Annotated in this window: 20 protein-coding genes; 13 read left to right on the top strand and 7 right to left on the bottom strand. The window is 68.3% G+C overall.

Annotated features, from left to right (window positions below; genetic code table 11):
• Positions 1-50: 50 nt before the first annotated feature.
• The 8 genes from N801_RS08800 to N801_RS08765 all read left to right on the top strand — a co-directional run bounded on the left by N801_RS08800 (position 51) and on the right by N801_RS08765 (position 10466).
• Positions 51-1850, top strand: coding sequence for a polysaccharide biosynthesis protein (locus N801_RS08800; RefSeq protein ID WP_035936426.1), 1800 nt, complete (start codon positions 51-53; stop codon positions 1848-1850).
• Entirely contained in the window at positions 1847-3154 is a 1308-nt protein-coding gene (tviB, locus tag N801_RS08795; protein WP_281175681.1) for a Vi polysaccharide biosynthesis UDP-N-acetylglucosamine C-6 dehydrogenase TviB, read from the top strand. The genes N801_RS08800 and tviB overlap by 4 nt, the downstream gene beginning before the upstream one ends.
• Complete coding sequence (locus N801_RS08790) at positions 3151-4323, top strand: DegT/DnrJ/EryC1/StrS family aminotransferase (RefSeq protein ID WP_035936420.1); 1173 nt, start codon at positions 3151-3153, stop codon at positions 4321-4323. Before tviB ends, N801_RS08790 begins: the two co-directional genes overlap by 4 nt.
• The gene (locus tag N801_RS08785) at positions 4313-4960 is read left to right on the top strand and encodes a sugar transferase (RefSeq protein WP_035936418.1); all 648 of its coding nucleotides are present in this window, start codon (positions 4313-4315) and stop codon (positions 4958-4960) included. Before N801_RS08790 ends, N801_RS08785 begins: the two co-directional genes overlap by 11 nt.
• Positions 4953-5609: an acetyltransferase gene (locus N801_RS08780; protein WP_035936416.1), complete on the top strand. Its 657-nt coding sequence runs from the start codon at positions 4953-4955 to the stop codon at positions 5607-5609. Before N801_RS08785 ends, N801_RS08780 begins: the two co-directional genes overlap by 8 nt.
• A complete protein-coding gene (locus tag N801_RS19695) occupies positions 5600-7669 on the top strand; it encodes an acyltransferase family protein (protein ID WP_052112784.1) in 2070 nt (689 codons plus the stop codon). The genes N801_RS08780 and N801_RS19695 overlap by 10 nt, the downstream gene beginning before the upstream one ends.
• Before the next feature lie 105 nt (positions 7670-7774).
• Complete coding sequence (locus N801_RS19690; protein ID WP_169744236.1) at positions 7775-8659, top strand: class I SAM-dependent methyltransferase; 885 nt, start codon at positions 7775-7777, stop codon at positions 8657-8659.
• A 130-nt stretch (positions 8660-8789) separates the two neighbouring features.
• Positions 8790-10466: an ABC transporter ATP-binding protein gene (locus N801_RS08765; protein WP_245618319.1), complete on the top strand. Its 1677-nt coding sequence runs from the start codon at positions 8790-8792 to the stop codon at positions 10464-10466.
• Positions 10467-10470: 4 nt separating this feature from the next.
• On the opposite strand, the gene N801_RS08760 is transcribed toward N801_RS08765, so the two are convergent.
• Entirely contained in the window at positions 10471-11166 is a 696-nt protein-coding gene (locus N801_RS08760; RefSeq protein WP_035936414.1) for a glycosyltransferase family 2 protein, read from the bottom strand.
• A gap of 1223 nt (positions 11167-12389) precedes the next feature.
• Between N801_RS08760 and N801_RS21870 the strand changes: the two genes are divergently transcribed.
• Positions 12390-13211 carry a glycosyltransferase gene (locus N801_RS21870; RefSeq protein WP_084108541.1) on the top strand — a complete coding sequence of 274 codons (822 nt, stop codon included), beginning with the start codon at positions 12390-12392 and terminating at the stop codon, positions 13209-13211.
• 105 nt (positions 13212-13316) lie between these two features.
• Here the strand turns inward: N801_RS21870 and N801_RS20180 are convergent, their stop codons facing one another.
• The 4 genes from N801_RS20180 to N801_RS08740 are packed head-to-tail and all read right to left on the bottom strand — an operon-like array spanning position 13317 to position 17076.
• Entirely contained in the window at positions 13317-14174 is an 858-nt protein-coding gene (locus tag N801_RS20180) for a glycosyltransferase (protein ID WP_084108538.1), read from the bottom strand.
• Between the two features lie 6 nt (positions 14175-14180).
• The gene (locus N801_RS19685) at positions 14181-15290 is read right to left on the bottom strand and encodes a glycosyltransferase (RefSeq protein WP_052112782.1); all 1110 of its coding nucleotides are present in this window, start codon (positions 15288-15290) and stop codon (positions 14181-14183) included.
• A gap of 2 nt (positions 15291-15292) precedes the next feature.
• Positions 15293-16306 carry a glycosyltransferase family 2 protein gene (locus N801_RS08745; RefSeq protein WP_169744234.1) on the bottom strand — a complete coding sequence of 338 codons (1014 nt, stop codon included), beginning with the start codon at positions 16304-16306 and terminating at the stop codon, positions 15293-15295.
• Positions 16307-16359: 53 nt separating this feature from the next.
• Positions 16360-17076 carry a class I SAM-dependent methyltransferase gene (locus N801_RS08740; RefSeq protein WP_156996645.1) on the bottom strand — a complete coding sequence of 239 codons (717 nt, stop codon included), beginning with the start codon at positions 17074-17076 and terminating at the stop codon, positions 16360-16362.
• A 73-nt stretch (positions 17077-17149) separates the two neighbouring features.
• Here N801_RS08740 and N801_RS20175 point away from each other — a divergent pair, with 73 nt between their 5' ends.
• Positions 17150-18250 carry a glycosyltransferase family 4 protein gene (locus N801_RS20175; RefSeq protein ID WP_169744233.1) on the top strand — a complete coding sequence of 367 codons (1101 nt, stop codon included), beginning with the start codon at positions 17150-17152 and terminating at the stop codon, positions 18248-18250.
• Between the two features lie 48 nt (positions 18251-18298).
• Here N801_RS20175 and N801_RS08725 read toward each other — a convergent pair whose 3' ends face one another.
• Positions 18299-19429, bottom strand: a complete 1131-nt coding sequence (locus tag N801_RS08725) for a glycosyltransferase family 4 protein (RefSeq protein ID WP_035936400.1) — start codon at positions 19427-19429, stop codon at positions 18299-18301.
• A gap of 200 nt (positions 19430-19629) precedes the next feature.
• On the opposite strand from N801_RS08725, the gene N801_RS08720 reads away from it, so the two are divergent.
• Genes N801_RS08720 through N801_RS08710 form a run of 3 tightly spaced genes read left to right on the top strand, consistent with a single transcriptional unit; the run spans position 19630 to position 23426 of the window.
• On the top strand, positions 19630-21273 hold the full coding sequence (locus N801_RS08720) for an AAA family ATPase (RefSeq protein ID WP_035936397.1): 1644 nt from the start codon (positions 19630-19632) through the stop codon (positions 21271-21273).
• A gap of 37 nt (positions 21274-21310) precedes the next feature.
• Positions 21311-22627, top strand: coding sequence for a hypothetical protein (locus N801_RS08715; protein WP_156996649.1), 1317 nt, complete (start codon positions 21311-21313; stop codon positions 22625-22627).
• Positions 22614-23426 (top strand): polysaccharide deacetylase family protein, encoded by an 813-nt coding sequence (locus N801_RS08710; protein ID WP_035936393.1) that lies wholly within the window; start codon positions 22614-22616, stop codon positions 23424-23426. Before N801_RS08715 ends, N801_RS08710 begins: the two co-directional genes overlap by 14 nt.
• Here the strand turns inward: N801_RS08710 and N801_RS08705 are convergent.
• Positions 23423-24565, bottom strand: coding sequence for a glycosyltransferase (locus N801_RS08705; protein ID WP_035936390.1), 1143 nt, complete (start codon positions 24563-24565; stop codon positions 23423-23425). The two genes, N801_RS08710 and N801_RS08705, sit on opposite strands and share 4 nt — an antisense overlap.
• Positions 24566-24617: the final 52 nt, after the last annotated feature.

Genomic DNA, 24617 nt, shown 5'->3' with positions numbered 1-24617 from the left:
GAACTGCGTCGTCATTACTTGACGAAACCACAGCGGTTCAGGGGTGCAGGATGTCGAGGTCGCAGATCTTCGCACGGCGTTCCGTGATGGTCGGCTGGGATGCCGTCTCATGGCTGCTGGCGCTGTTCGGCTTCCTCCTCGTGCGCCACGAGTTCGCCCTCAGCGAGCGGATGTGGGTCATCGCCGCGGCCTACGTCGCGGCAGCGATCGGGCTGCAGGTCGTCGGCGGGTTCGCCACCCACCTCTACCTCGGTCGCAGCAAGGTCGGCAGCTTCGACGAGGTCACCTCGCTCGCCCAGATCGTCGTCGCCAACAGTGTCATCCTCGGCGCGACCTTCTACATCGCGGCCCCGCTGTTCTCGCGGGGGATCGCGTTCGTCATGCCGGCCCTGGCCTTCCTCTTCATGGCGGCCGGACGGTGGGTCTTCCGGATGGCGCGCCAGCAGGACCGCCGTCGGCGCACCGAGCACCCCGGTGTCCCCGCCCTCATCTACGGTGCCGGCGACGCCGGGCACCAGCTCGCCGGCCTCGTCGACTCCTCCGGCGACTCTCCCTACTCGATCGTCGGCTTCATCGACGACGACCCCCGGCTGCGCTTCCTGCGGGTGAACGGCTACCGGGTCCTCGGCCGGGGGGTCGACCTCGTGGCCGCCGCCCGGGCCGCCCACGCCGAGGTCGTCGTGCTCGCGATCAGCCAGGCGTCCCCGCAGCTCATCCAGGACGTCTCCGACCGCTGCACGGAGGCGGGGCTCGACCTCGTCGTCGTCCCGCCGCTGCGCGAGATGATCTCGGGCCGGATCGACCTCGACGAGCTGCGCGCCTTCAACGTCGCCGACCTCCTCGGTCGTCGTCCCATCGAGACCGAGCTGTCCGAGATCGCCGGCTACGTCACCGGCAAGGTCGTCCTCGTCACCGGGGCCGGCGGCTCGATCGGCTCCGAGCTCGCCCGTCAGGTCAGCCAGCTCGGCCCGTCGAAGCTCATCCTGCTGGACCGCGACGAGTCCGCCCTGCACGCGACCAAGCTCTCGCTCGACGGCGACGGGCTCCTCGACACCGACGACACGGTCCTGTGCGACATCCGGGACCAGGGCGCCCTCTGCGCCGCCTTCGCCCGGCTCGCCCCGGAGGTCGTCTTCCACGCCGCCGCCCTCAAGCACCTCCCGATGCTCGAGCGGTTCCCCGAGGAAGGCTGGAAGACGAACGTGCTCGGCACGCTCAACGTCCTCGAGTGCGCCGCGACGAACGGCGTGCAGCACTTCGTCAACATCTCGACCGACAAGGCTGCGGACGCCACCAGCGTGCTCGGCCAGACCAAGCGCCTCGCCGAGCGGCTCACCGCCTGGTATGCCGGCGAGACCGGGATGAGCTTCCTCTCGGTCCGCTTCGGCAACGTCCTCGGGTCGCGCGGGTCGGTGCTCGACACCTTCCGGGCCCAGATCGAGCGCGGTGGCCCGCTCACCGTCACCGACCCCGAGGTCAGCCGGTTCTTCATGACCATCCCGGAGGCGTGCGAGCTCGTGCTCCAGGCCGCGGCCATCGGTCACCCCGGCGACGTCCTCGTCCTCGACATGGGTGAGCCGGTCCGCATCATCGACGTGGCCCGGCGTCTCATCGAGGAGTCCGGCAAGGACATCCAGATCTCCTTCTCCGGCCTGCGCGACGGCGAGAAGCTCCACGAGGTGCTGCTCAGCGCCGAGGAGCGCAGTCGCCACACGGCCCACCCGCTCATCACCCAGGTCTCCGTGCCCCACCTCTCGCCGGCCGACGTGCTGGCCAACCGGCTCGACCTCGACGACCTCGAGGTCCCCATGTCCCACCAGGGCGACTCTTCAAGAAAGAGGATTCGATGACCACAGCAGCCACTCAGGGATTCCCCACGATGCCGGGCGGGGTGCGGCTCGCCGTCGTCGGGCTGGGCTACGTCGGCCTGCCCCTCGCCGTGGAGTTCGGCAAGACCATGGACGTCGTCGGGTTCGACATCAACGGGTCCCGCGTCAAGGAGCTCAGCGCCGGCAACGACTTCACCCTCGAGGTCAGCGACGAGCTGCTCGCCGAGGCGACCGGCCTGCGCTTCACCGAGCACCCCGAGGACATCGAGCACTGCAACGTCTACATCGTCACGACGCCGACTCCGATCGACGCCGCGAAGCAGCCGGACCTCACTCCCGTGCTGTCCGCGACGGAGAGCATCGCCAAGGTGCTCGCACCCGGCGACACGGTGATCTACGAGTCGACCGTCTACCCGGGGGCCACCGAGGAGCAGTGCGTCCCGGTGCTCGAGGAGATCTCGCGGCTGAAGTTCAACAAGGACTTCTTCGTCGGCTACAGCCCGGAGCGGATCAACCCCGGCGACAAGGAGCACCGGCTCACGACGATCGTCAAGGTGACCTCCGGCTCGACGCCCGAGACGGCCGACTTCGTCGACGAGCTCTACTCGAGCATCATCACCGCGGGGACGCACCGCGCATCGTCGATCCGCGTCGCCGAGGCGGCCAAGGTCATCGAGAACACCCAGCGCGACGTCAACATCGCCCTCATCAACGAGCTCGCGATCCTCTTCAACCGGCTCGACATCGACACCGAGGAGGTCCTCAAGGCGGCCGGGTCCAAGTGGAACTTCCTCGGCTTCCGCCCGGGCCTCGTCGGTGGTCACTGCATCGGCGTCGACCCGTACTACCTCACGCACAAGGCGCAGGCGGTCGGATACCACCCCGAGATCATCCTCGCGGGCCGTCGCCTCAACGACTCGATGGGCTCCTACATCGCGGCGCAGCTCGTCAAGCGGATGACCAAGGAACGCATCCCGGTGCGCAACGCGCGGGTCCTCATGCTCGGGCTGACGTTCAAGGAGAACACCCCCGACCTGCGCAACTCGCACGTCGTCGACATCCTCGACGAGCTCGCCGAGTACGAGATCGACGTGGACGTCCACGACCCGTGGGCCCGTGCGGAGGAGGCCAAGCTGCACTACGGCGTCGACCTCGTCGCCGCGCCCGAGGAGGGTGCGTACTCCGCGGTCATCGTCGCGGTGGCGCACCAGGAGTTCGTCGAGATGGGCGCGCAGCGGATCCGGGCCTTCGGCAACCCCGACGGACACGTGCTCTACGACCTGAAATACGTGCTCGACAAGTCCGAGACGGACATGCGGCTGTGACCGCCCTCACCCCGCCCAGCGAGCGCATCTGCCTCTCCGCTCCGGACGTCACCGAGGCCGAGGAGGTGGCCCTGGTCTGCGCGCTCCGCTCCGGATGGGTCGCCCCGCTGGGTCCCGAGGTCGACGCCTTCGAGGTGGAGCTGGCGGATCGTTTCGACCGGGCCCACTGCGTGACGCTGTCGTCGGGTACCGCCGCGCTGCACCTGGGTCTGCTCGGTCTGGGGGTGAAGCGAGGAGATGTCGTCGTCACGTCGACGATGACCTTTGCCGCGACGGTCAACGCCATCACCTACACGGGAGCGGAAGCCGTGCTCGTCGACTGCGACGAGAGCGGGAACATGGATCCCGACCTGCTCGAGGAGGCGCTTCAGTCGTGCGCCGCCGAGGGCCGCCCGGCGAAGGTGGTGCTCCCCGTGGACCTGCTCGGCAAGGCCGCGGACCACGACCGGATCCGTGCCCTCGCCTCGGCGTTCGGCGCCTCGGTGCTCTCGGACGCCGCCGAGTCGGCTGGTGCCGTCCGCGGTGGTAGGCCGTCCGCAGCGTTCGGAGACGCCGCGGTGCTCTCCTTCAACGGCAACAAGATCATGACGACGTCGGGTGGAGGCGCGCTCCTCACGGACGACGGCGTGCTCGCAGAACGCGTCCGTTACCTCGCGACCCAGGCGCGGCAGCCGGTCGTGCACTACGAGCACACCGACATCGGCTACAACTACCGGCTGTCCAACCTGTTGGCCGCCATCGGCAGGGTCCAGCTGCAGCGCCTGGACGAGATGATGGACAAACGACGTCAGCACCGGCTGCGCTACATCGAGCAGTTCCAGGGACTGCCGGGCGTGACCGTCTTCGGCGAACCATCCGGGGTCAACGGAGGGTCGACCCGGGACAACTGGTGGCTGACCTCGATCCTCGTCGACCCCAAGCGCGCCGGCTTCTCGCGGGAGGACCTGCGGCTCAGCCTGGCGGCGCATGACATCGAGGCGCGTCCGCTGTGGAAGCCGATGCACCTGCAGCCCGTCTTCATGACGGCGCGGGCCTTCGTCAACGGCACCAGCGAACGTCTCTTCCAGACCGGGCTGGCACTTCCGAGCGGCTCCGTCCTGGGCCAGGCGCAGATCGACCGGGTCCACGGCGTCATGGCCGACTTCCTGCAGGGTCACTGTGCCGCGTGAGGACCGCTACGACCGGGTGAAACGAGCCGTCGACATCTCGGTGAGTGCCCTCGGCCTGTTCGTGTCCGCGCCGCTCCAGGCCGTGATCGCCGCTGTCGTCCTCGCCGCGCACGGCCGACCGGTGTTCTTCAGGCAGGCCCGGCCGGGCCTGCACGGCGAGGTCTTCGAGCTGGTCAAGTTCCGCACCATGCGTCATCCCGACGACACCCATGTGACGGACGCGGAGCGCCTCACCGGCGTCGGCCGCTTCCTCAGGTCCACGAGTCTCGACGAGCTCCCCTCCCTGTGGAACGTCCTCAGGGGCGACATGAGCCTGATCGGGCCGCGGCCGTTGCTCGTCGACTACCTCGGGCGCTACTCACCCGAGCAGGCGCGTCGACACGACGTGCGCCCCGGGATCACCGGTCTGGCGCAGGTGTCGGGACGGAACTCGCTCTCGTGGGAGGACCGGTTCGCGCTGGACGTCGATTACGTCGAACGCCGAAGTCTCGCTCTCGACCTGTCTATCATCGGCCGTACGGTGGTGGCCGTGCTGCGGCGCCAAGGGATCAGCGGGGAGGGAGAGGCGACCATGAGTCCGTTCCTCGGCAGCGCTCTGTCTTCGGACCACGGGCAGGACCGGGTCGTCGGTGCCTGAGAGCGCACGGCGGGTCGTCGTCGTGGGTGCTTCGGGTTTCGGTCGTGAGTGCCTCGACGTCCTCGAGGCGATGGTGGCCGCGGGTGTGGATCTCGAGGTGGTCGGCGTCTTCGACGACGCACCCTCGCCGGCCAACCGCGATCGCCTGGGGGTGCGCGGGGTCGCCCACCTCGGGTCGCTCGCGGACTTCATTGCTGCGGACGACACCTCGATCAGCTACGTCCTGGGGGTCGGCCACCCCCAGACCCGGGTGACGCTCGTCGAGCGGCTGGACACCGCCGGCTTCACCGCGTTCTCCGCGATCCACCCGAGCGCCGTCATCGGCTCGGACCCGTCGATCGGTCCGGGGTCGGTCATCTGCGCCGGCGCGGTCGTCTCCACGAACGTCAAGCTCGGGCGGCACGTGCACCTCAACCCCCACGTGACGATCGGCCACGACGCGGTGCTGGCTGACTTCGTGTCGGTGAACCCCGGTGCGGTCGTCTCCGGTGAGGTCACCGTGGGCGCGGCCACGCTCGTCGGGGCGAGCGCGACGATCCTGCAGGGGCTGCTCGTGCGTGAGGACGCGGTCATCGGGGCGGGGGCCGTCGTGACACGAAACGTCCCGAACGGCGTCACCGTCACAGGTGTGCCTGGCTCGTGGTCATAGACACCGCGTCGGGCACCCGGGCGACGACCGCTCGCCAGGCGGGTTCGCCAGTCGCCACGGGCGATCGTCGACGGCTGGACGTCCAGGGCCTGCGCGCCGTCGCGGTCCTGGTGGTGGTCGGGTACCACGCAGGTCTGCCGCTGCCCGGTGGCTTCGTCGGCGTGGACGTCTTCTTCGTGATCTCGGGGTTCGTCATCACGGGAATGCTCCACCGGGAGTGGGCCGCGCACGGCCGCATCCGGTTCGCGCGCTTCTACCTTCGGCGGTTCAAGCGCCTCACGCCCGCCCTCGCGCTGATGGTCGCCGTCACCGTGCTGCTCTCGACGCTGTTCCTGTCACCGCTCGGAGCGCAGCAGTCGACCGCTCAGACCGCAGTCGGCGCGATGTTCCTTCTCGCCAACGCCGTCATCGCCCGCACCACCGGCGACTACTTCGACGCACCGGCAGAGACGAACGCACTGCTGCACACGTGGTCGCTCTCGGTCGAGGAGCAGTTCTACCTGTGCTTCCCCCTGCTCCTCGCCGGTTGCTGGTGGCTCGCCCGGCGTCGAGGGTGGAAGGCACGCCGCGTCGCGTCGGTCGTCGTCGCCGCAGCCGCCACCCTGTCCTTCGGGATCGCCGTCGCCGTCAGCCGTGGCCTCGAGCTTCAGGCGGGTGAGATGCTCGTCGGTTTCTACGGCCCGCTCACCCGGGTGTGGGAGTTCGGCGCCGGCGCGCTGCTCGCGCTCGTCCCGTCGTGGTCGGGCGCGCGTTCACGGCGAAGCGGGATCGCCCAGGGGGTACTCGGTGCGGGCCTGCTGGTTGCCTCGCTCGTCCTCATCTCCGGCGCCACCCCCTTCCCTGGGGCGTGGACCCTTCTGCCGGTCGCCGCTACGGCTCTGCTCATCCGGGCCGGGGGGCGTGACGACAACGTCGTTGCTCGGCTGCTGCGGGCCCGGCCAATGGTGCGCGTGGGGGACTGGTCCTACTCGATCTACTTGTGGCACTGGCCCTTCATCGTCTTCGCGGGTGCGCTGTGGCCCAATCAGCCGATCGCGCTGGTGCTCGCCGCCCTGCTCTCGATCGCTCCAGCAGTGGCGTCCTACATCTGGGTCGAGGAACCGATCCGCGCCAGGGAGTTCAGAGGATCCGGTCGGATTGCACGTCTGGTCGTGCCGAGCGTCGCCATCCCGGTGGTCCTCGGTCTGTTGCTCGGCGCATCCGTGCGGCAGGGGTTCTGGGCCCCGACCATCAGGGTCCACCAGGCCGCGGTCCTCGAAACCCAGCGGGGATGCCACAGCTTCGAGCCGCTCTCGCTGCGATCGGTCTCCGGCTGCACGTGGAACGGCTCGGCGGATGGTGCGCCCGTGTATCTCGTCGGCGACTCGCACGCCCGGCACTTCGGCGAGGCGCTTATTCGGGCAGGCGAGGACCTCGGGCGACCAGTTGTCATAGCCACAGCCTCCGCCTGCCCGTTCGTCGACCTCCATCTGCGCGACTCCTCGGCGCACCAGCAGCACGACCCAGCGTGCCGCTCCTACGTGCAGGGGACGCTGGACCACCTGCGGAACGCCGCACGGGGAACGGTCGTCCTATCGTCCTCCGACCTGTACTGGCGAGACCCCACGTTCGCCGCCGGTCCCACGGCCGAGACGATGAGCACCGAGACGCAATCCAAGATGGCGTTGGCCACGCAGGCACTGAAGGCGACGGTTGGCACACTCCGGGACGCCGGGCATCAGGTGGTCCTCGTCCAGACCGTTCCGCGTTGGGACGGCGTGGACGCCTGGTCGCCGGCCAGCTGCACTGTGGTCTCGCTCCTCTCATCGGTCTGGTCCTGTGAGCAGGGCATGCCCGTCGAACGGGCCACCGCGAGGCAGGGAGCCGTCCGCAACATGCTCGAAGGGGTGGCGAGCGCGACCGGATCCGGCGTGGTCGACCCGTGGGTCCGGCTGTGTCCCCGAGGCTGGTGCTCCACACACGGAGCCCAAGGCAGCCAGTACAAGGACACCAACCACCTCACCGTCCGGCAGAGCGCTGAGTTCGCCGTCGACTTCCGCGAGCTCCTGGTGGTTGCGTGACGCGAAGGAGACCCGCCGATGATCGGCGCACCGCTCATCCCAGCCGCACCGACGGCGATGACTACGATGCGGTGGACGACCGCGCAGGTGACGTTCGGAGGCGCCATGAGACACAGCAGAACGCGTGAGTTCGAGCGAGCCCTCGCCGCAGGTGACGAGGGCGTCGCTCGGTGGAGCGACCTCGCCGACGACCCGAACGACCCCGCCGCTCTCGCATACCGCGCGCGGACCCTGCGTGCCGCATGGCGAGACGCGATCCCGGATCGCGGTGAGTTCATCATCGACCGCGCGCGAGGCCGCCGCGTTCTCGACATCGGATGCGTCGCCCACGACGTCGAACGCATGAAGTCCCCGCTCTGGCTACACGGACGGGTGGCGGCCGCGGCCGCCACTTGCGTCGGTGTCGACGTCCTCGACGAGGGCGTGGCGCACATGACGAGCCTCGGGTACGACGCCATCAGCCACGATCTGACGCAGGGCACGGGGCCCGTGGCCGATCGGGGGCCGTTCGACGTCATCGTGGCGGGCGAGCTCATCGAGCACGTGCCGGCCATGGACATGCTCTTCCGCGCGGCTCGCGATCTGCTGGCCGACGGAGGCGAGCTCATCGTGACGACGCCCAACCCCTGGGCCCCTCACCGGGTTCGAGCCGGACAGCGCGGTGACTGCTGGGAGAACACCGACCACATCCTCTTCGCCTTCCCCAGCGGCATGGCCGAGCTCGCCGAGCGCTATGGACTGGTGCTGTCCGAAGCGGCCACCACGTCTCCGCGAAGGGTGCTGCCGTCCGGATTCCGGGGCGTCGCTCGTTCTGCTCGTCGCCGGCTCCGTGGCACCGCGTGGGTCCGGACCGGGTACGCCACCATGGGGGACGGCCGGGTCGTCGACGTGCCTGGCCGGATGCGGCTTTCGGGTGCGCGGACGGGCCGTGCACGTTTCATCGGGGAGACGTTCGTCTATGTCGTACGTCGGCCGGAGGTCCGTGCGTGACGCCATCAGCAGGGACGACATCACGCAGCGGGACACGTCGGGGGATGCAATGACCAGCAGATCCACCAGTGGACCGCGAAGTCGACGTGTGCTGTGGGCGCTGACGGAGGGTCATCGTCAGCGAATCTTCGTGCTCGGCATCGTCACGCTTCTGGGCGCCCTTCTCGAGGCGGGCTTCCTCGTCCTGCTGACCGCCACCCTGCTCGGCCTGGCCAACGGCGAGACGGACGTGGGCCCGGTCCTGAACGTCACCCTGCCGATCACGGTTGCGCTCGCACTGGCCGCCGGGGCGGTCACAGTGCGGCTCCTGCTCAGCGTCGTCGGCGTCCGGATGTCCGCCATCCTCACGAGCGAGGTCTCGATGGCCCGGCGCCGCCGGCTCGCTCGATCGTTCCTCCACGCGGACTGGGCCACCCAGCAGGCGGAGCCCTCGGGCCGGCTGCAGGAGCTGCTCACCTCCTTCGTCTCCCGGGTGACGTTGGCGGTCCTCGCCATCACGCAGGCGCTCACGGCGCTGTTGAGCCTGCTCGCCTTCCTCGGGACCGGCGTTCTCGTCGAGCCGCTGGCCACTCTGGCGATGATCGTCGCGTTGACCGTGCTCGCCCTCGTGCTCGCGCCCGTCCGCCGCCGGATCCGCACTCGCGCCGCCGAGTGGGCAAGGATGAATCTGGAGTTCGCCAGCACCGTCTCCGAGCTATCTTCACTGGGCCAGGAGATGCAGACATTCGGGGTGCGCGAGCGCGTGGTCGATCGTGTCGACGCCCTCACGGTCCGCAACGCGGAGGAGCAGCGTGTGGTCCAGACCCTCAACGGCGTGCTGACCCCGCTCTACACCTTCCTCGCCTACATCGCCGTCATCGGTGGCCTCCTGGCCCTGAGCAGCATCGGGGTCAGCGACGTGGCTGCGGTCGGTGCCGTGATGCTGCTGCTGCTTCGTTCGCTGAGCTACGGTCAACAGCTCCTGGCCGTGTCCGGACAGCTGACGACATCGATTCCCTTCATCGAGGGCCTGGACAAGACTGCGGCACGCTACGAGGCGGCCGCCGCCCCCGACGGTGAGGCACGGCCGGACCGGACCGCACCGGTTGAGGTCGACCGGGTGTCCTTCGCCTACACCACCGACCGCGCTTCGGCTCTCACAGACGTGTCGCTGCGGATCGGCGTGGGTGAGACGGTGGGCGTGATCGGTCCATCAGGTTCGGGCAAGTCCACGCTGGCCCAGCTCGTGCTCGGGCTGCGCGAACCGACCACGGGGGTCGTGCGGGTCGCGGGTGTGGACCTTCGGACGGTGGACCGGGACTGGTGGACCCAGCGGGTTTCCTTCGTCCCCCAGGACGCACTGCTCCTCACCGGCACGGTCGCGGAGAACATCCGGTTCTTCCGCGACGGGATCGACGACGACGCCCTGCGCAGGGCCGCACGGAAGGCGAACATCCTCGCCGACATCGAGGCGCTCCCGCAGGGTTTCGACACCCATTTGGGGGAGCGCGGAGGCACCCTGTCCGGCGGGCAGCGCCAGCGCCTCTCTATCGCTCGCGCGCTGGTCGGGAGTCCCGACCTCCTCGTGCTCGACGAGCCGACCTCGGCGCTGGACGGCCACAGCGAGGTTCTCATCCGTGACACGTTGGCCACCCTGCACGGTGATGTGGCCATGGTCGTCATCGCCCACCGGATGTCCACCCTCGACCTCTGCGACCGGATCGTCGTCATCGAGCACGGGCGCGTCACCGCCGACGACGAGCCGCAGGCCCTGCGGGAGCGGAGCGGCTTCTATCGCCGCGCGCTCGCGATGGCCGGCATCGCCTGACCCGTCACCCCGTCGAGGCGGCTGCCTCGGTCAGCCGACGGATCGCCACTCGCCAAGCGACCAGGGCGGCGGGGTCGACGGTTCCGTTGGCTGCCCGGCTCACCCCGCCGTGGTGGTAGACGACGTCCCCGGTCGACATCCCGGGCAGACCGTCCACGAGGTTCGCGGTCCGCTCGACGAAGCCGACCTCGCTTGGATCCAGGCGACCCGTCATGAGCTCGGCGGTGTCCCAGGCGTTCTCCCCCCAGACGACCGTCTCGGGCGTGACGTCGAGGGGAACGTAGGTCTGGAACGACAGCCGGCGTCGGAGGAATGTCGCGGTGTCCACCGCCGAGTAGACGGGATGGACGAAGTCTCGGCGGGCCCTGAGGCCACAAAGGAGGACGTCTCCGCTGCGGACCCGCGAGACGGCTGGCTCCAACCAGCCCTCGGCGAGGGGGATCGCATCGGAGTCGAGGGTCACCGCGATCTTGGTGCGGACTGCGCACATCGCCAGGTCGAGCGCCACGCCGTGTCCCGCGTTCCGGCGCAGCAGGAGGGCCTCCACCCCCGGCCACGCGTGGAACAGCTCGCGGCTTCCGTCCGTCGAGCCGTTGTCCACCACCAGGATCCGGACATCGGCCGGAGAGAGCTGCCGAACCGCCCGAACGACATCGCTGGTCACCTCCTTGGTGTTCCAGTTGACGACGACGATGGTCACGCCGTCGACAAGACGAGCCGTACGGGTCAAGGCGGACGCTCGCGCCATCTTGATCCTGATGTTCCATGGGCGCTTCGCCGCGAGGTCGTCCAGGACGGAGCGTTCCCAAGCCGGCTTGTCCAGCGCGTCTGGGCGAGCGGCCGCCAGGCCCTCACTGAGCCGACGGGCGGCTGGGCGCAGGCGAGCGGACATGGAACTGAGAGCGCTGGACACGGCCACGAGCCTAGGGCCCACATCGCTCATCGGGGGTCGCTTGGTCGAGAGCGCAGGAGACCGGCGCGCTGGCGGGGCGTCCGAGTGACATGCGACTTGGCGAGCCAGCACCTCAGCCGAGCCGGTCGGAAGCGTCCGTCGCGAGGAGGTGTGTGCCGTGTGAACCCGGCCGGCGACGCTCGGCCTGCTGGCGTGGAGCACGGCGAAGGCTCTCACCTTCACGGGATGGGGGTCTCCTTCTCACGGTCTGGGCGACGTCGACGAGGCTTCGACGGATCTCGGCGCGTAGGCGTTCGTCGGATGTCGACGCGATCCAGTCACGCAGTCCAGCGAGGGGTTCAGGAGCTGGTCGCGGACGAGCCCCGCGACCGCCGGCATCCCGACGCGATCGAGGACCGCAACCGGCTCGTGGCCCGCTGCCCCGCCGTCGAAACCCCCTGCCTGGACAGCATCATGGGCGCCGGGTGCAGCCACAGCTCTCCGACCACTGGCAGCGGCCGGTGGAGCAACAGCGGTCGTGATCTCGTCCTCGTTCAGGCGACTGACGGGGGACGAGCTGCCCTCGAACAGGCCCTCGGGATCGGCTTTCCCTATGACCTCGTGAGCACGCCATGGTGCCGACCTGCCCAAGGCAGCAGCGCGGCGCCGCCGTCGAGGTGGTGGACGGCAGCGCCGCCGGTGTCCCCGTCGACGAGGTGTATTGACGTCCTGAGGAATGAGCTGAAGGCGATGTCACATTTGCCGGTCGCCGGTTCCGGACCACGTCGTTCTCCGATAATGCTTGTGCGATGGGCAGGGAAGCAGCTGGTGCGCTCAAACCTTGTCGCCGACACGTTGGCATACCTCGGTCCACGCGAAGTCACTCAGGAGTCAGGAAGCGCACGGACCGCGCGTTGCGTTGGCTGACGTTCTCACGTGGAGAACGTGGCGGGACTTCACTTCCGACTGCGCCACACCGGGTGCGCCGGCGTTTGTCCCGAACCGCGGGAGCGGTCTGAGATGATGTCGGTATGACATCCCGTATCCCTTGCACGGTGGCGATACTCACGTTCAACAATGCAAGCACGTTGAGCAGAGCACTGGACTCGGTAGCGGACGCCGAGGAAGTGATTGTAAGCGACGGCGGTTCCACTGATGGGACGCAAGACATTGTCCTGAAGTACGGAAGGACGCTCATTGGGCAACCCGATTCTGCAAAGAATCCGGAAGGGCGGCTCGTGGACTTCGGGGCAGCGCGGGATCACATGCGAATGTTGGCAACCCAACCATGGATCATGGAGCTCGGATCCGACGACTATCTTTCGCCCGATCTCATGACGGACCTTCGGCGAGTGTGTGTTGATCGCGGCAGTGTGAACATGTACGCAATTCGAGCTCAGTACGAACTCAACGGTCGTCTGATCGATTGCGCAACCACTTATCCAATGTACTTGCCCCGGCTCTTTCGATCGGCGGTATGCACCGGGTACGTTGGCCTGACAAACGAGAGGGCAGTGGTGCCCGGGGTGCCAGTTCGGCTGGAGTCGCCATACGTCATCCCGGTCCCCCCGACGAAGGTCATTGCGCGCAAATGGCTGCACTACCTGAGTTTGGATCGGCGGGAGTTCAGGCAACTGAGTCCGGACGACCTGGCGAAACAATCAGCCCACACACGCAGTCAAGTTCGCTGGTTCTTGCGTGAGTTCACGAGGATTCGGTTCGGTGGTGGTTGTGCGTCGCCCCTCCCGGTGCACCGCGAGATGATGCGTGTCGGCTTCTACCTGGCGCGGCACACTCTCACTTTGACCGAGCGGGCTCACAGGCGGGTCGGCGCTTCCACGAGACCTGTCTGACGGGACTGGTCTCCGGGTGATCATCCGATGTTCCTCCCAACCACCGCGCGCATGGTCGGACCATCTCTGTGTCGGTCGATCTGGTGGGTGTTCGCCGGGACCGCCCTAGAGCATGATGACGCGTTCGCGAACGGATCCCAAGACCTGTCCCATCCGATTACCTGCGACCCATCCCCATACGGCGCGACCCTCTTTGTGGGTGAGTGACGGGAGCCGCAGCAGCAAGAACGCCCAAGGTTTCCATCCCGCAAAGCGTGGCGGACGTTCGGCCCCTGCATCCCTGAGCAGCTTCACGATTCGAGGCCGATTCGAGCCGTAGGCGAGGCCTTGCCTCCACAGCGCTCTCGGGGACTGGCGGTACCGATAGTGCACGAGCGCTCCCGGTAGGCCGACGATCTCGTATCCAGCGTTCCAACAGCGAAAGGAATATTCTATGTCCTGACCAGCATGGAAGCTCTCGTTCATGCCGCCCACCGAATCCCAGGTCGTACGCCGTATTGCCCAGCCCGCACCGCGAATGCAGGGAAAGATTCCGAAGAATGAGCCAACAGGTTCCTCGATGGACCGGCCTCGCGAGTCGGCGAGCCACCGTGGGTTGAGCAGGTCCAGTTCATGGGGGCCCGTGACGACCTCGTGCTCAGAAAGGCCATCCGCGATGCAGGCCAACCAATGGTCGTCAACGATGTCGTCCGCATCGCAGAAGGCGATCCAGGGGCTTGACGTGGCGTCGACCCCGACGTTCATGCTGTAGCTCTGTCCAGCGCGTTCAACAGCGTGGACAAGTCGGAGGCGCGGGTCGCGTTTCGCCCTTTCGACGACTATGGCTGCGGTCGCGTCGGTCGAACGGTTGTCGACGACGACGACCTCCCATTCTCCCTCCCACTGCTGAGCGAGCACGGCATCCAACTGTTCGGCCAGGTGGGCCTGCTCGTTGTATGCGCAGATCACGACAGAAAGTTGCATGTGGCGTTACCTTTGTGAGGGCCGAACGGCTTGTTGCGCGAGCTCGAGGAACGTTCGAGCCAAGCCCTCCGGGTCGACCTCTCGACGCTCGCCATGCGCGCGTGCCCTCGTGGCGAGTTGGCGGTACTGACCTTCGTCCTCCCACAGGGAACGGATCGCAGCAGCCCAGGCTGTGGGGGAGTCGAGATCGACGATCAGGCCACCTTCACCGATTGCCTCGCGCAGGGAAGGAACATCGCCAACGATCACAGGAATCCCATTGGCCTGCGCCTCGAGGATGACTCTCGGCCGGCTGTCCATCTGATACGGGACGAGCAACACGCGTGTGTCTTCGTACAGCGAAGGGCCAGGCGGTTGACAACGCCTGAACTCCACATTTGGTCGAGCCGCGACTTGGGCAAGTACGGATTCCTCGAGGGCCCCTGTCAGGGGCCATGACTCCTGCACCACGAACGCGACATCAGGCAGCAGGTCTGCCATCGCCCACATCAGGTGCGACCCCTTGTCAGGGATGGGATTGATCGCCATCGCCACGCGCCGCGTGCTGCTCGTGCTCGTGACCGTTGTATCAATGACGGAAGGTAGAAAGGCGCAGTCGAATCCGCTGCCCCTCAGCTGCTCGGCAAGAGAGGCCGCGTTGGCGATCAGAACCGTTGGAGTGGCGCCAGTATTGAGATGGCCCAGACTGTCGACTTCTCGCACGTACAGAATTGTTGGGAACCCGTGAGTCGAACTGATTGAATGCAGGCGGCGCCAGGCCCAGCGCTCAACGCTGTTTGCCACCACCGCATCAACTGGATGGGTCGCGAGGTATCTTGCCGCGGCATTCTGGGGAACGGGTGACGTCAGGTGCTCCAGGCCATCAATGATCCGCTGGTGCGTGCGCCGCCCGATGACGTCTCGTGCCCTGGTGACGAGCCGGGCACCCATTCGTCCATCCAGACGCACCGACAGGTCAGAGAGGTGGGCGTAGGCCCATCGGCGAACCGGGGCCCGGCGCTTGTCGTCGACGATGAACGTCACTTCTGTGCCGAGCAACATGAGCTGCTTGGCCAGTTCCCGCTGGCTGCGGCCTGATCCGCCGCCTGTGGTGCCAGAGACAAAAAGAAGCTTCATGCTCACCACCACAGGACTCGGTAGCGGGCGGACCCCTCGAATCGACCGATCTGCTGGCCGAGCCGCCGCAGCCACGCACCCCGCCGGCCCTGCGCTACGGCGAACGGCAGTCGAGTCAGAATCCACCACAAATCGACGATGGGAGCGCTTGCAGGTCTCCTGTCCAATCCGAACTGGGCGAATTTTTGGTACAGATGGGCCTCCGCCGCACCGTAGGCCCGCGACTGCTTGTAAAGCTTGCGCAAAGACGGGCGGAGGCGATAGTGCACGATGGCGTCGGGGACGGTGTGCAATGGTGTGCCACGAAGCTGGGCCCGCCAACAGAACTCGATGTCGGGTCCACCGAATTCGAACGACTCATCAAAGCCATTCAGCTCGTTCCACAGCGATTTCGTAAATCCGAGGTTCGCTCCGTGACCGGACCCAAGGAAGTTCAAGATGGTCCCGGTGGATGCGCGGTCGGCTCCGCGCCAGGCTCGGACTTGGGCAGGATTGAGCGCCACGTAGTCGATGGGCCCTGCCATGAGCTGATGACCCTCGTCGAACCCACGGCTCATCGCGGTGAGCCAGTCGGCATCCACGCGGTCGTCACCGTCGCACAGGAGGATCCGCTGGTGCCGTGCGGCCCGCACCCCGCAGTTGCGCGCGTAGTTGCTACCCGGGGCGCCTCCTGCGTCGACGACTCGAATCGTCATGCGTGATGCGAAGGAAACGGCGATCTCTGCGGTCTCGTCGCTTGAACCGTTGTCGGACACGATCACTTCGAAACCACAATCCGGGCGGTGAGCAACGGCCAGTGCCTCAAGTTGCTCGCCCAACGTGTGGGCCGCGTCGCGGACCGGGATGACGACGCTGATGGCACGGTCGCGGGCGTGGGCCGAGGGGCTGGGGCCAGACGCTGGGGAGTCCTGGCTCGCTCTCACGGGAGTTGCTTTGGTCGGGCCGAGGTTGAGCCGGGGTTGGGGGTCAATGCTGGAATCCATCGTCAGAGGGAGGAGTTCGGAAGTGCTGGACACGCGTTGTGCAGCTACAGGCGACGTGCGCACACGCCAACAATGAAGACCTTGGGCTACTTCGTGGTGTTCGCCGGGCCATTGTTCCATCCTTGCCTGAGTCGCTCGATTCGGCGATGAACCGAGGATTTGAGACGGGTGCTCGCAGGCTGCCGTCGCGGTCCGAGGAAGTCTTGACCGGTCCACTCCTCTTGCAGCGTGAAGTCACCTTCCTTACGGAAGGCCAGCCATTTGTGATCGCCGCCGACGCGGGTCCAGCGCGGATCCGCGTTGAGGTATCGGATCAGATAGTCATGAACGGAAGGCAGCTGGATATCGTCCACGATGACCAATCCGCCGGCGCGTAGAAACTGCGAGCCGTAGTACCAGTCGACGACTGGAATCGGGAAACCATGTCCCCCATCAATCAGGTACAGGTCGATCGGGTCCACCACGAGTGACGGAAGAACCTGGTCCGACGTGCCGACCTCAAAGCCTATGTCGAGGTGTGACTGGCCGTGGTCCAGCAGGTATGCCTTAAGTGCGTCCACCTGCGCAGCAGAACCCACGACGCAGGTGTGCCTAGCCGACCAAAGGCCAAGGAGCACTGTCGAGATACCCAGCCCCGTCTCCAACGTCCTTGCACCGTCAGGCAGATTCCGCGCGATGAACTGGTAGCAGTCGGTTGACGTCCCCCAGACCCCACTCGGTGCGCTGTCGTGGACACGCGGCGGATCCGCGATCACGGTGGTGATGGCGGTCAAGCGATCAGCAACGAGGGGTGGTGAGGTCATGGGTCAACCCTACGAGCCGGGGGACTTTTGTACCTGAGGTATCGCGGAGGGGGATCCGTGGTAGTCATGCGTGGTGCAGTTTCTCTGGTACTGGCCATTCGCGCGCGAGGAAGAGCTCGATTGGGCGAAAGCAACCGCCCGGCCGGGGGAGTCCATCGTCGTTCAAGTCGTTGACCGGGCGCACGCACCCAGCGCTGGTGCGCACGGTGTGGTCACGGTGGTACGAGACCTGCCGGATGTCGCGGGAGACGTCAAGGGCCTGCGCTGGATGAGGTCTCGTGCGGTGACTTACAGCGCCCGCGCCCGCGCACGCCGGCGCGCGTGGGAAGGTGCAGACTTCGACCTCGTTCACCTGCACTACCTCAACCGCTTCACAGATGCGGTGGCCAGGCTTCCTTCGCCAGTGGTGATCAGCGTCCACGACGTCGTACCGCATCGTGCGCGCCTCGGTCCTGTCGAGCACTCGGTTCTGAGACGCACCTACGGCCGTGGCGATGCCCTTGTCGTCCACCACGAGGCGCTGCGCTCTCAATTGGTCCGCAAGTTTGACATCGACCCGCAGCGCATCCATGTGGTGCCACACCAGGTCTTTCGAACTTCGCACCTGAGAGCTCCAGCGGGCGGTCCGAGCACAGTCCTGTTCTTTGGTGCATTACGCCACAACAAGGGTCTGGAGGTGTTCATTGACGCCGCCGAGCGACTTCGTGGGTCCGAGATCGAGTTCGTTATTGCCGGCCGAGGCGCCCGCGACCTCGAGGCTCTGGCAATCGAGGCGGCGACTCGCAATCCCAAAATCCGTGCCGAGATCGGTTTTGTCACGCTTGAGCGCAAACAGGAGCTGTTCACCAACGCGTCGCTGGTGGCACTTCCGTACACCGCCTTTGCTTCACAGTCAGGAGTCCTTCACGACGCCTACGGTCATGGGCGTCCGGTTGTTGTCACAGACGTCGGCGCACTTGGGCATTCGGTTCGTGAAGACGGGTCTGGGTTGGTGGCCGCGGCTGGTGACCCTGACGATCTCGCGGTCAAGATCGTGGAGGCGCTCGAGGCCTCGACCTGGTCGACCTTGTCGGGGGCGACGGAGAGGATCCGACTCGAGCGTTCCCCTGAGCGCACAGGTGAACGTCTCCGCTCTGTGTACGACCTCGTGCTGCGTGCGGGAGCACCCTCGTGAGGTCGGGGTGGGGCCCATCGCATCAACGAGTGCGGTCTGCTGAAGACGTCACCCCATCTGGCCCTCGGCCGTGAAACGCGACCGACGGCGAATCTCCTCATAGGTGCGCAGAGACCTCCGGGCGACCTCGTTCTGGTCGAACTCCTCCAACGCCCGGACCCGCGCAGCGCCGGCGAGGCGAGCGCGAAGGGGAGGATCGTCGAGAAGGCGTGACACGGCATACGACAGGGCTTGGGCGCCCTCGGGCGGCACGAGGATGAGGTGCTCCTCGTGCGTGCCGATCTCGCGGCAGCCCCGGATGTCGGTGAGGACCATCGGCACACCGCAGGCGGCGGCCTCCATCGAGGCCCTGGAAAAGCCCTCGCGGTGCGAGGCGAGGACGAAGACGTCGAGCGCCGAGTAGACGGCGTCCATGTCGGAACGCTCACCCAGGAAGCGCACCGAGTCCTCGTGGGGCACGGAGGCGTCCGCGTCGGTCGAGTCGTCGGGACCGACCCACACGAACGTCGCGCGGTCGCCGAGCCGGTGCGCCACCGCGGCGTACTCGGCGAGTCCCTTCTCACGCACCCGGCGACCCACCGAGCCCACGAGCAGCTCGTCGTCGGCCACCCCGAGCTCCGCCCGCACGCGGCGCCGCGCCTCCGGGTCGGGCGCGAAGCGTTCGAGGTCGACGCCGTTGCCGACGACCTCATGGCGTCCGGGCTTGAGCACCCGCCGCATGGTGTCACGGTCCGCGGCGTTCTGGAACAGCTCGTAGTCGGAGAAGCGCACCGCCAGCGCCTCCGCACCGTAGACGAACGCCCGGCGCCGGAGCCGGTCCTCCGGCTTCGCCCACAGCCCGTGGCAGGTGTTGACGACGACCGGTATGCCGGCCAGACGGCCCGCGATGCGGCCCATGACCCCCGTCTTGGGGTTGTGGGTGTGCAGCACGTCGAGGTCGAGCCGCCGGAGCGTGCGGACCAGCTGACCGAACGCGGCGAGGTCCTGGCGCGGGTTCCATGCGCGCGTCAGGGCCACCAGCGGCACGTGGGTGACTCCCAGGGCCTCGACCGCCGGGACGTAGCGACCGGGGGCGCTGATCCCGAACACCTCGTGACCCTGCTCGACGTCGACGGCGAGCTCGGTGGAGAGCAGCAGCGCCAGGCTCATGTCGACCGTCGTCAGGTGTGCGATGCGCATGCCTCATCCTTCCTCTCCCCATTCCCCGCCCGGTCACGTCGGGCCATCCTGACAAAGGAACCGGTCCGCTGCCCAGCTTTGACGAAGCACGCTGCCGTCAGTGGAGCGCGAGCTAGACTTCCGGCTGACTGTCCACCAGCTGGAAGGCGCGCCGTGCTGACCCGGGGGACGCGCATTTTCCGCAGGCAGGGAGGGACAGCGTGACGCTGCAGGACTACATCAAGGTGTTCCGCCATCGATGGATCGTCATCGTCCTCTGCGCCGTCATCGCTGCCGGGGTGACGTGGCTCGTGACGCCGGCGAGCGCCGACACGACGAAAAAGGTCGGTTCCTACACCGCCACGGCGACGATCCTCGTCGGCTCCACCGACCCCGAGCGTACGGGCAACATGGGACGCATCCCGCTCTACATGACGACAGGGGAGATCCCCAGGCGGGCGGCCGCGGTGGTCGGCTACGAGGGCGACCCGGCCCGCCTCGCCGCCGGCCTGACCGTGACACCCGACAACGCCGCGGAGGCCCTCACCGTCTCCGCCACCGCCTCGGACGGCGAGGAGGCCGCCGCGGTGGCCAACGCGTTTGCCACCGAGACCGTGAAGTTCTTCAAGGAGACCAGTCCGCCCGGCGCGGAGAACACGACGCTGACGATCCTGCAGCCCGCGACGCCCATCCCCTCGACCGCGAACGACGGCGGCTTCGTCGTGCCGCCGGGTCGCGGACCCCGCACCGCGATCGCGACCCTGCTGGGCCTGCTGGTCGGCATGGGTCTCGCCCTCCTCCTCGACCGCCTCGACTCGCGCCTGCGCAGCCGCAGCGAGATCGGCGACGCGCTGAGCATGCCGATCATCGCCGAGGTGCCCAGACTCAAGCGCTCCCAGCGCAACCGCAACAGCATCGCGGTCGTCGAGGACCCCCTGAACCTCTACTCGGACGCCTACCGGGCGGCGCGGACCGCCCTGTCGCACACGGCCGGTCAGGTGATGCCGAGCGACTACACCCCTCGTCGCTCCACCGTCGAGCCGCGCCGCTCGGCGTCGTCCGCACGCCTCGTGCTCATCACGTCGGCGCACGCCGCCGAGGGCAAGACGACGAGCGTCGCCAACCTCGCCGCGAGCTTCGCCGAGACCGGGCAGAAGGTCCTCGTCGTCGATGCAGACCTGCGCTCACCCGACGTCCACAACGTCTTCGACGTCCCCCAGGGTGCCGGCATCTCGGACTACCTCAGCGACCCGGGTGGCACCTCCCTCGAGACGGTGGTGCGGCCCACGAGCGTGCCGGGGGTCCGGATCATCACGGCCGGCACCGTCCTCACCCACCCGGCCTCCCTCGCCAGCCGCATGGGCGGACTGCTCGAGGAGGCCCGCGAGATGGCCGACGTCGTGCTCATCGACACCGCGCCCCTGCTCGAGGCGAGCGACGTCTTCGACATCCTCCCGATGGTCGACACGATCCTGCTCGTCGTCCGCAGCGGGAGGCTCACCGAGCCCGACGGCAACCGGGTCGCCGAACTCGTCGGTCGGTTCCAGGTGCCCGTGAGCGGGGTCATCCTCGTGGGCGCCAAGGCGCGACGCGGTGACGCGTACGGCTACGGCTACGGGGAGACCCGCAAGGCGAAGAAGAAGGTCAAGCGCGAGCGCAAGCTGGCCGAGAAGCGTGGTCCTGTCGCCCCCGCCACCCCCTCGACCTCGTCCCGGCCCACAACCGGGCCGGCGGAGGAGACGCGCTCCCGCGACGCCGTCGGCACCGCGGACCCGACCACCACGGTCGACCCGGTGCTCGGCGTCGACGACGACGACGTCGAGCCGGACAGCCGGCGCACCCGCCGCCGCGCCTCCTCGCTCTGAGTCCGCGGTGATCCAGGACCGACTTCGGCTCCGGTTCGTGTCGGTGGCCCTGGCCGTGCTGGCAGGCCTCGGCGTGGCCGCCGCGTTCCGGTGGGCGGTGAGCACGAACTCCTACAACGTCTGGGGTGCCCTGATCTGGGTGCCGATCGTCATCGCCGTCAACGTCGTCCTCATCCGACGCGTCTCCCGGACCACGGACATGGCCTGGCTTCCGGGGCTCCTCGGTCTCGCCTACGCCCTCAAGCTCGTCGGCGCGCTGGGCCGCTACTACATCGCCTACGTCGTCTATGCCGGGGCTGCCGATGCCCAGCGCTACAACCTCTATGCCGCAACCCATCACGTGCAGTGGCGCGGGGGAGTCATCTCGTGGGAGTGGAGCGCCAAGCAGGGGACGCAGTGGATGGAGCTCATCACCACGGCGCTCTACACGGTCACCGGACCGTCGCCGCTGGCCGCGTTCGTCATCTTCGCGTCCTTCGCGTTCTGGGGGCAGTACCTGCTCTTCCGCGCGTTCCGTCTCGCCCTGCCGGAGGGCAACACGAAGAGGTATGCCGTCCTCGTCCTCGTCCTCCCGTCGCTGCTCTTCTGGCCCTCCAGCATCGGCAAGGAGGCCTGGCTCATGTTCTTCGTGGGCGTGACGGCACTGGGAGCCGCGCGTCTCTTCACGCACCGTCGCGGTGCCCTCGTCCTGCTGCTCCTCGGGGCGGCCGGCACGGCGCTGCTACGGCCGCACCTCGCCGTGCTGCTCTTCGCCGCACTCTTCGTCGCCCAGCTCTTCCGGCCCACCGACGACCGGCGCAGCGGCCTGCTCAGCAAGATGGGTGGGGTGATGGTGCTCGGGGTGGCGGCCTACATCCTCACCAGCCAGTCGGCCGCGTTCCTCGGGATCGACGACTTCTCCTGGCAGGCCGTGTCGGACACGGTGGACAGTGCGTCCGACCAGGCGAGCGAGGGCCAGTCCGCCTTCGAGTCGACACCCATCCGGTCGCCCGCCGACATCCCCGGGGCCCTCGTCACGGTGCTCTTCCGCCCCTTCCCGTGGGAGGCGAACAACGCCCAGATGCTCATCCAGAGCCTCGAAGGGGTCTTCCTCATCGCCCTCACCCTCAAGGCGGTCCCGCGACTGCGCCGGCTCCCGAGCGCCATGGCCCGCAGCCCGTACGTGACGTTCTCGGTGGTCTACGTGTCCACCTTCGTCTGGGCGTTCTCCGGCTTCGGCAACTTCGGGATCCTGGCGCGACAGCGGGTGCTCATGATCCCGTTCTTCCTCGTCCTGCTCGCGCTCCCGGCGATCGACCGGCTCCGCGAGGAGGCCACCGCCCCCGTGAGGAAGCTCGACCGTGTCCGCCGCTGACCCCCAGGCGCGGCGGCGCCGTCTCAAGCGGGCCCTCGCCCGGACCTCCCGAGACGCCCCGGCGAGCGGCGCCACCCTGCTCATCTACCACCGCGTCGGCGGCGGCACCCCGGACGAGCTCGACCTCACGACGGCCGACTTCGAGCGCCAGCTCGACATCATCGCCGGCCACGACGTCCTCACGCTCGATGCCGCGCTCGACCGGCTCGACGCGAACGACACGCGGCCCTCGGTCGTGCTCACCTTCGACGACGGGTTCGCCGACGTGCACGCCAACGCGTGGCCCCTGCTGCGGGAGCGCGCCCTGCCGTTCACGGTCTACCTCGCATCGGGCTTCATGGGCGACCCGATGGTCTGGGAGGGCTCGACCGCCAAGGAGGCCTCCGGTCGCGGCATGACGTGGGACCAGCTCGCCGAGCTCGTCGACTCAGGGCTCTGCACCATCGGCAACCACACGCACCAGCACGTGCGGCCCGAGGCCCTCGACGAGGCGGAGCTCGACGCCTGCACCACCACGATCGAGCACCACCTCGGTGTCACCCCGGCGCACTTCACCTACCCGTGGGGGATCCCGGTCCCCACGATGGAGCCGGCGCTGCGCGCCAGGTTCCGCAGCGCGTCCACCGGCGAGCTCGGACGCAACCTGCCCGAGGGTGACCGGATGCGCCTCGCCCGGGTGCCCGTCCGCCAGTCCGACCCGCCGCCGTTCTTCGCCGCGAAGCTCACCGGTGCGCTCGGCCCCGAGCGGGCGTATGCCGCGGCCGTGCGCCTCGGGAAGACCGCCGGACTGCGCGGCTAGGTTCGGGCGGAGGCCGTGCGCAGGGCGGCATACGCCGACTCCTGCTCGCGCACCGCGTTCCGGATGTCGTATGCCGCGGAGCGCTCGAGCCCGGCGGCGCCCATCCGTCGGCGGAGGTCGTCGTCCGCGGCCACCGCGACGAGGGCCCGGGCGAGCGCGGCGGCGTCCGCGGGGGGGACGAGGAGTCCTTCGACGCCGTCGGTGACCTGGTGGGGGAGGCCGCCGACCTCGGTGGCGACGACCGGGAGGCCGTGGGCGAACGCCTCCATCACCGCGACCGGCAGCCCCTCGTGCGCGGACGCGAGGGTGAACACGTCCGCGGCCGCCATGAGGTCGTGCACGTCGCGGCGGTAGCCGAGCAGCAGGAAGCGGTCACCGAGACCGAGCGAGGCGTGGAGGGCCGCGACCTCGTCGGCGAGCGGGCCCTGCCCGACGGCCGCGAACCGCAGGGACGGGTCGGCGTCGAGGGCGATGCGTGCCCCCCGGAGGAGGTTCGGGTAGTCCTTGTTGCGGCGCAGGTTCGCCACGGTCAGCGAGAGGACCTCGTCGTCCGCGACGCCGAGCTCGGCCCGCAGACGGCTGCGGGCTCCCGGGTCGGGGCGCACGGTGTCGGGGTCGATGCCGTGGATGAGCACGGCATATCCGTCCCGCAGCGGTGACCACACGGTCTCCTTGACCTGGTCCGACACGGCCCAGTGGCGGGCGTCGAGGCCCGCGGTGGCGGCGTTGAGCAGGCGGGTCGGGGTGCGGTGGCTCGTCCACTCGTTGTGCTCGGTGACGACCACCGCGGGCCGGCGCGTGCGGGGCAGGGTCCGCGCCACGAGCCGTGCGGCCGAGGCCAGCACGGGGGAGTGGGCGTGCACGACGTCGACGTCGCGCAGGGCGCGGCGCAGGTCGCCGACCCACCCACCCCGCCGGTCGGACCCGGCGCCGAGGCGTTCGGGCTCGAGACCCAGCGCCTGGAACTCCGGCACGAGGTGGGTCTTGTCGGGCCGGACGAAGGCGAGCCGGTAGTCGAACCGCTCGCGGTCGGCCACACCGGCGGCGAGGAGCAGGAGCTGCTCGGCTCCTCCGGGGCCGAGACCCTTGACCAGCCAGAGGACACGCACGGGCGCGGGTGACGGGGTGGCGCTCCCCATGCGGTCCCTCCCGGGGTGATCGGGCCACGCGAGCGCAGGACGCGGTCGGCTC

It is taken from the genome of Knoellia aerolata DSM 18566 (assembly GCF_000768695.1).
Classification (GTDB): Bacteria; Actinomycetota; Actinomycetes; order Actinomycetales; family Dermatophilaceae; genus Knoellia; species Knoellia aerolata.
The sequence above is the reverse complement of the archived record's forward strand: the minus strand, read 5'-3'. Positions and strand labels throughout refer to the sequence as shown.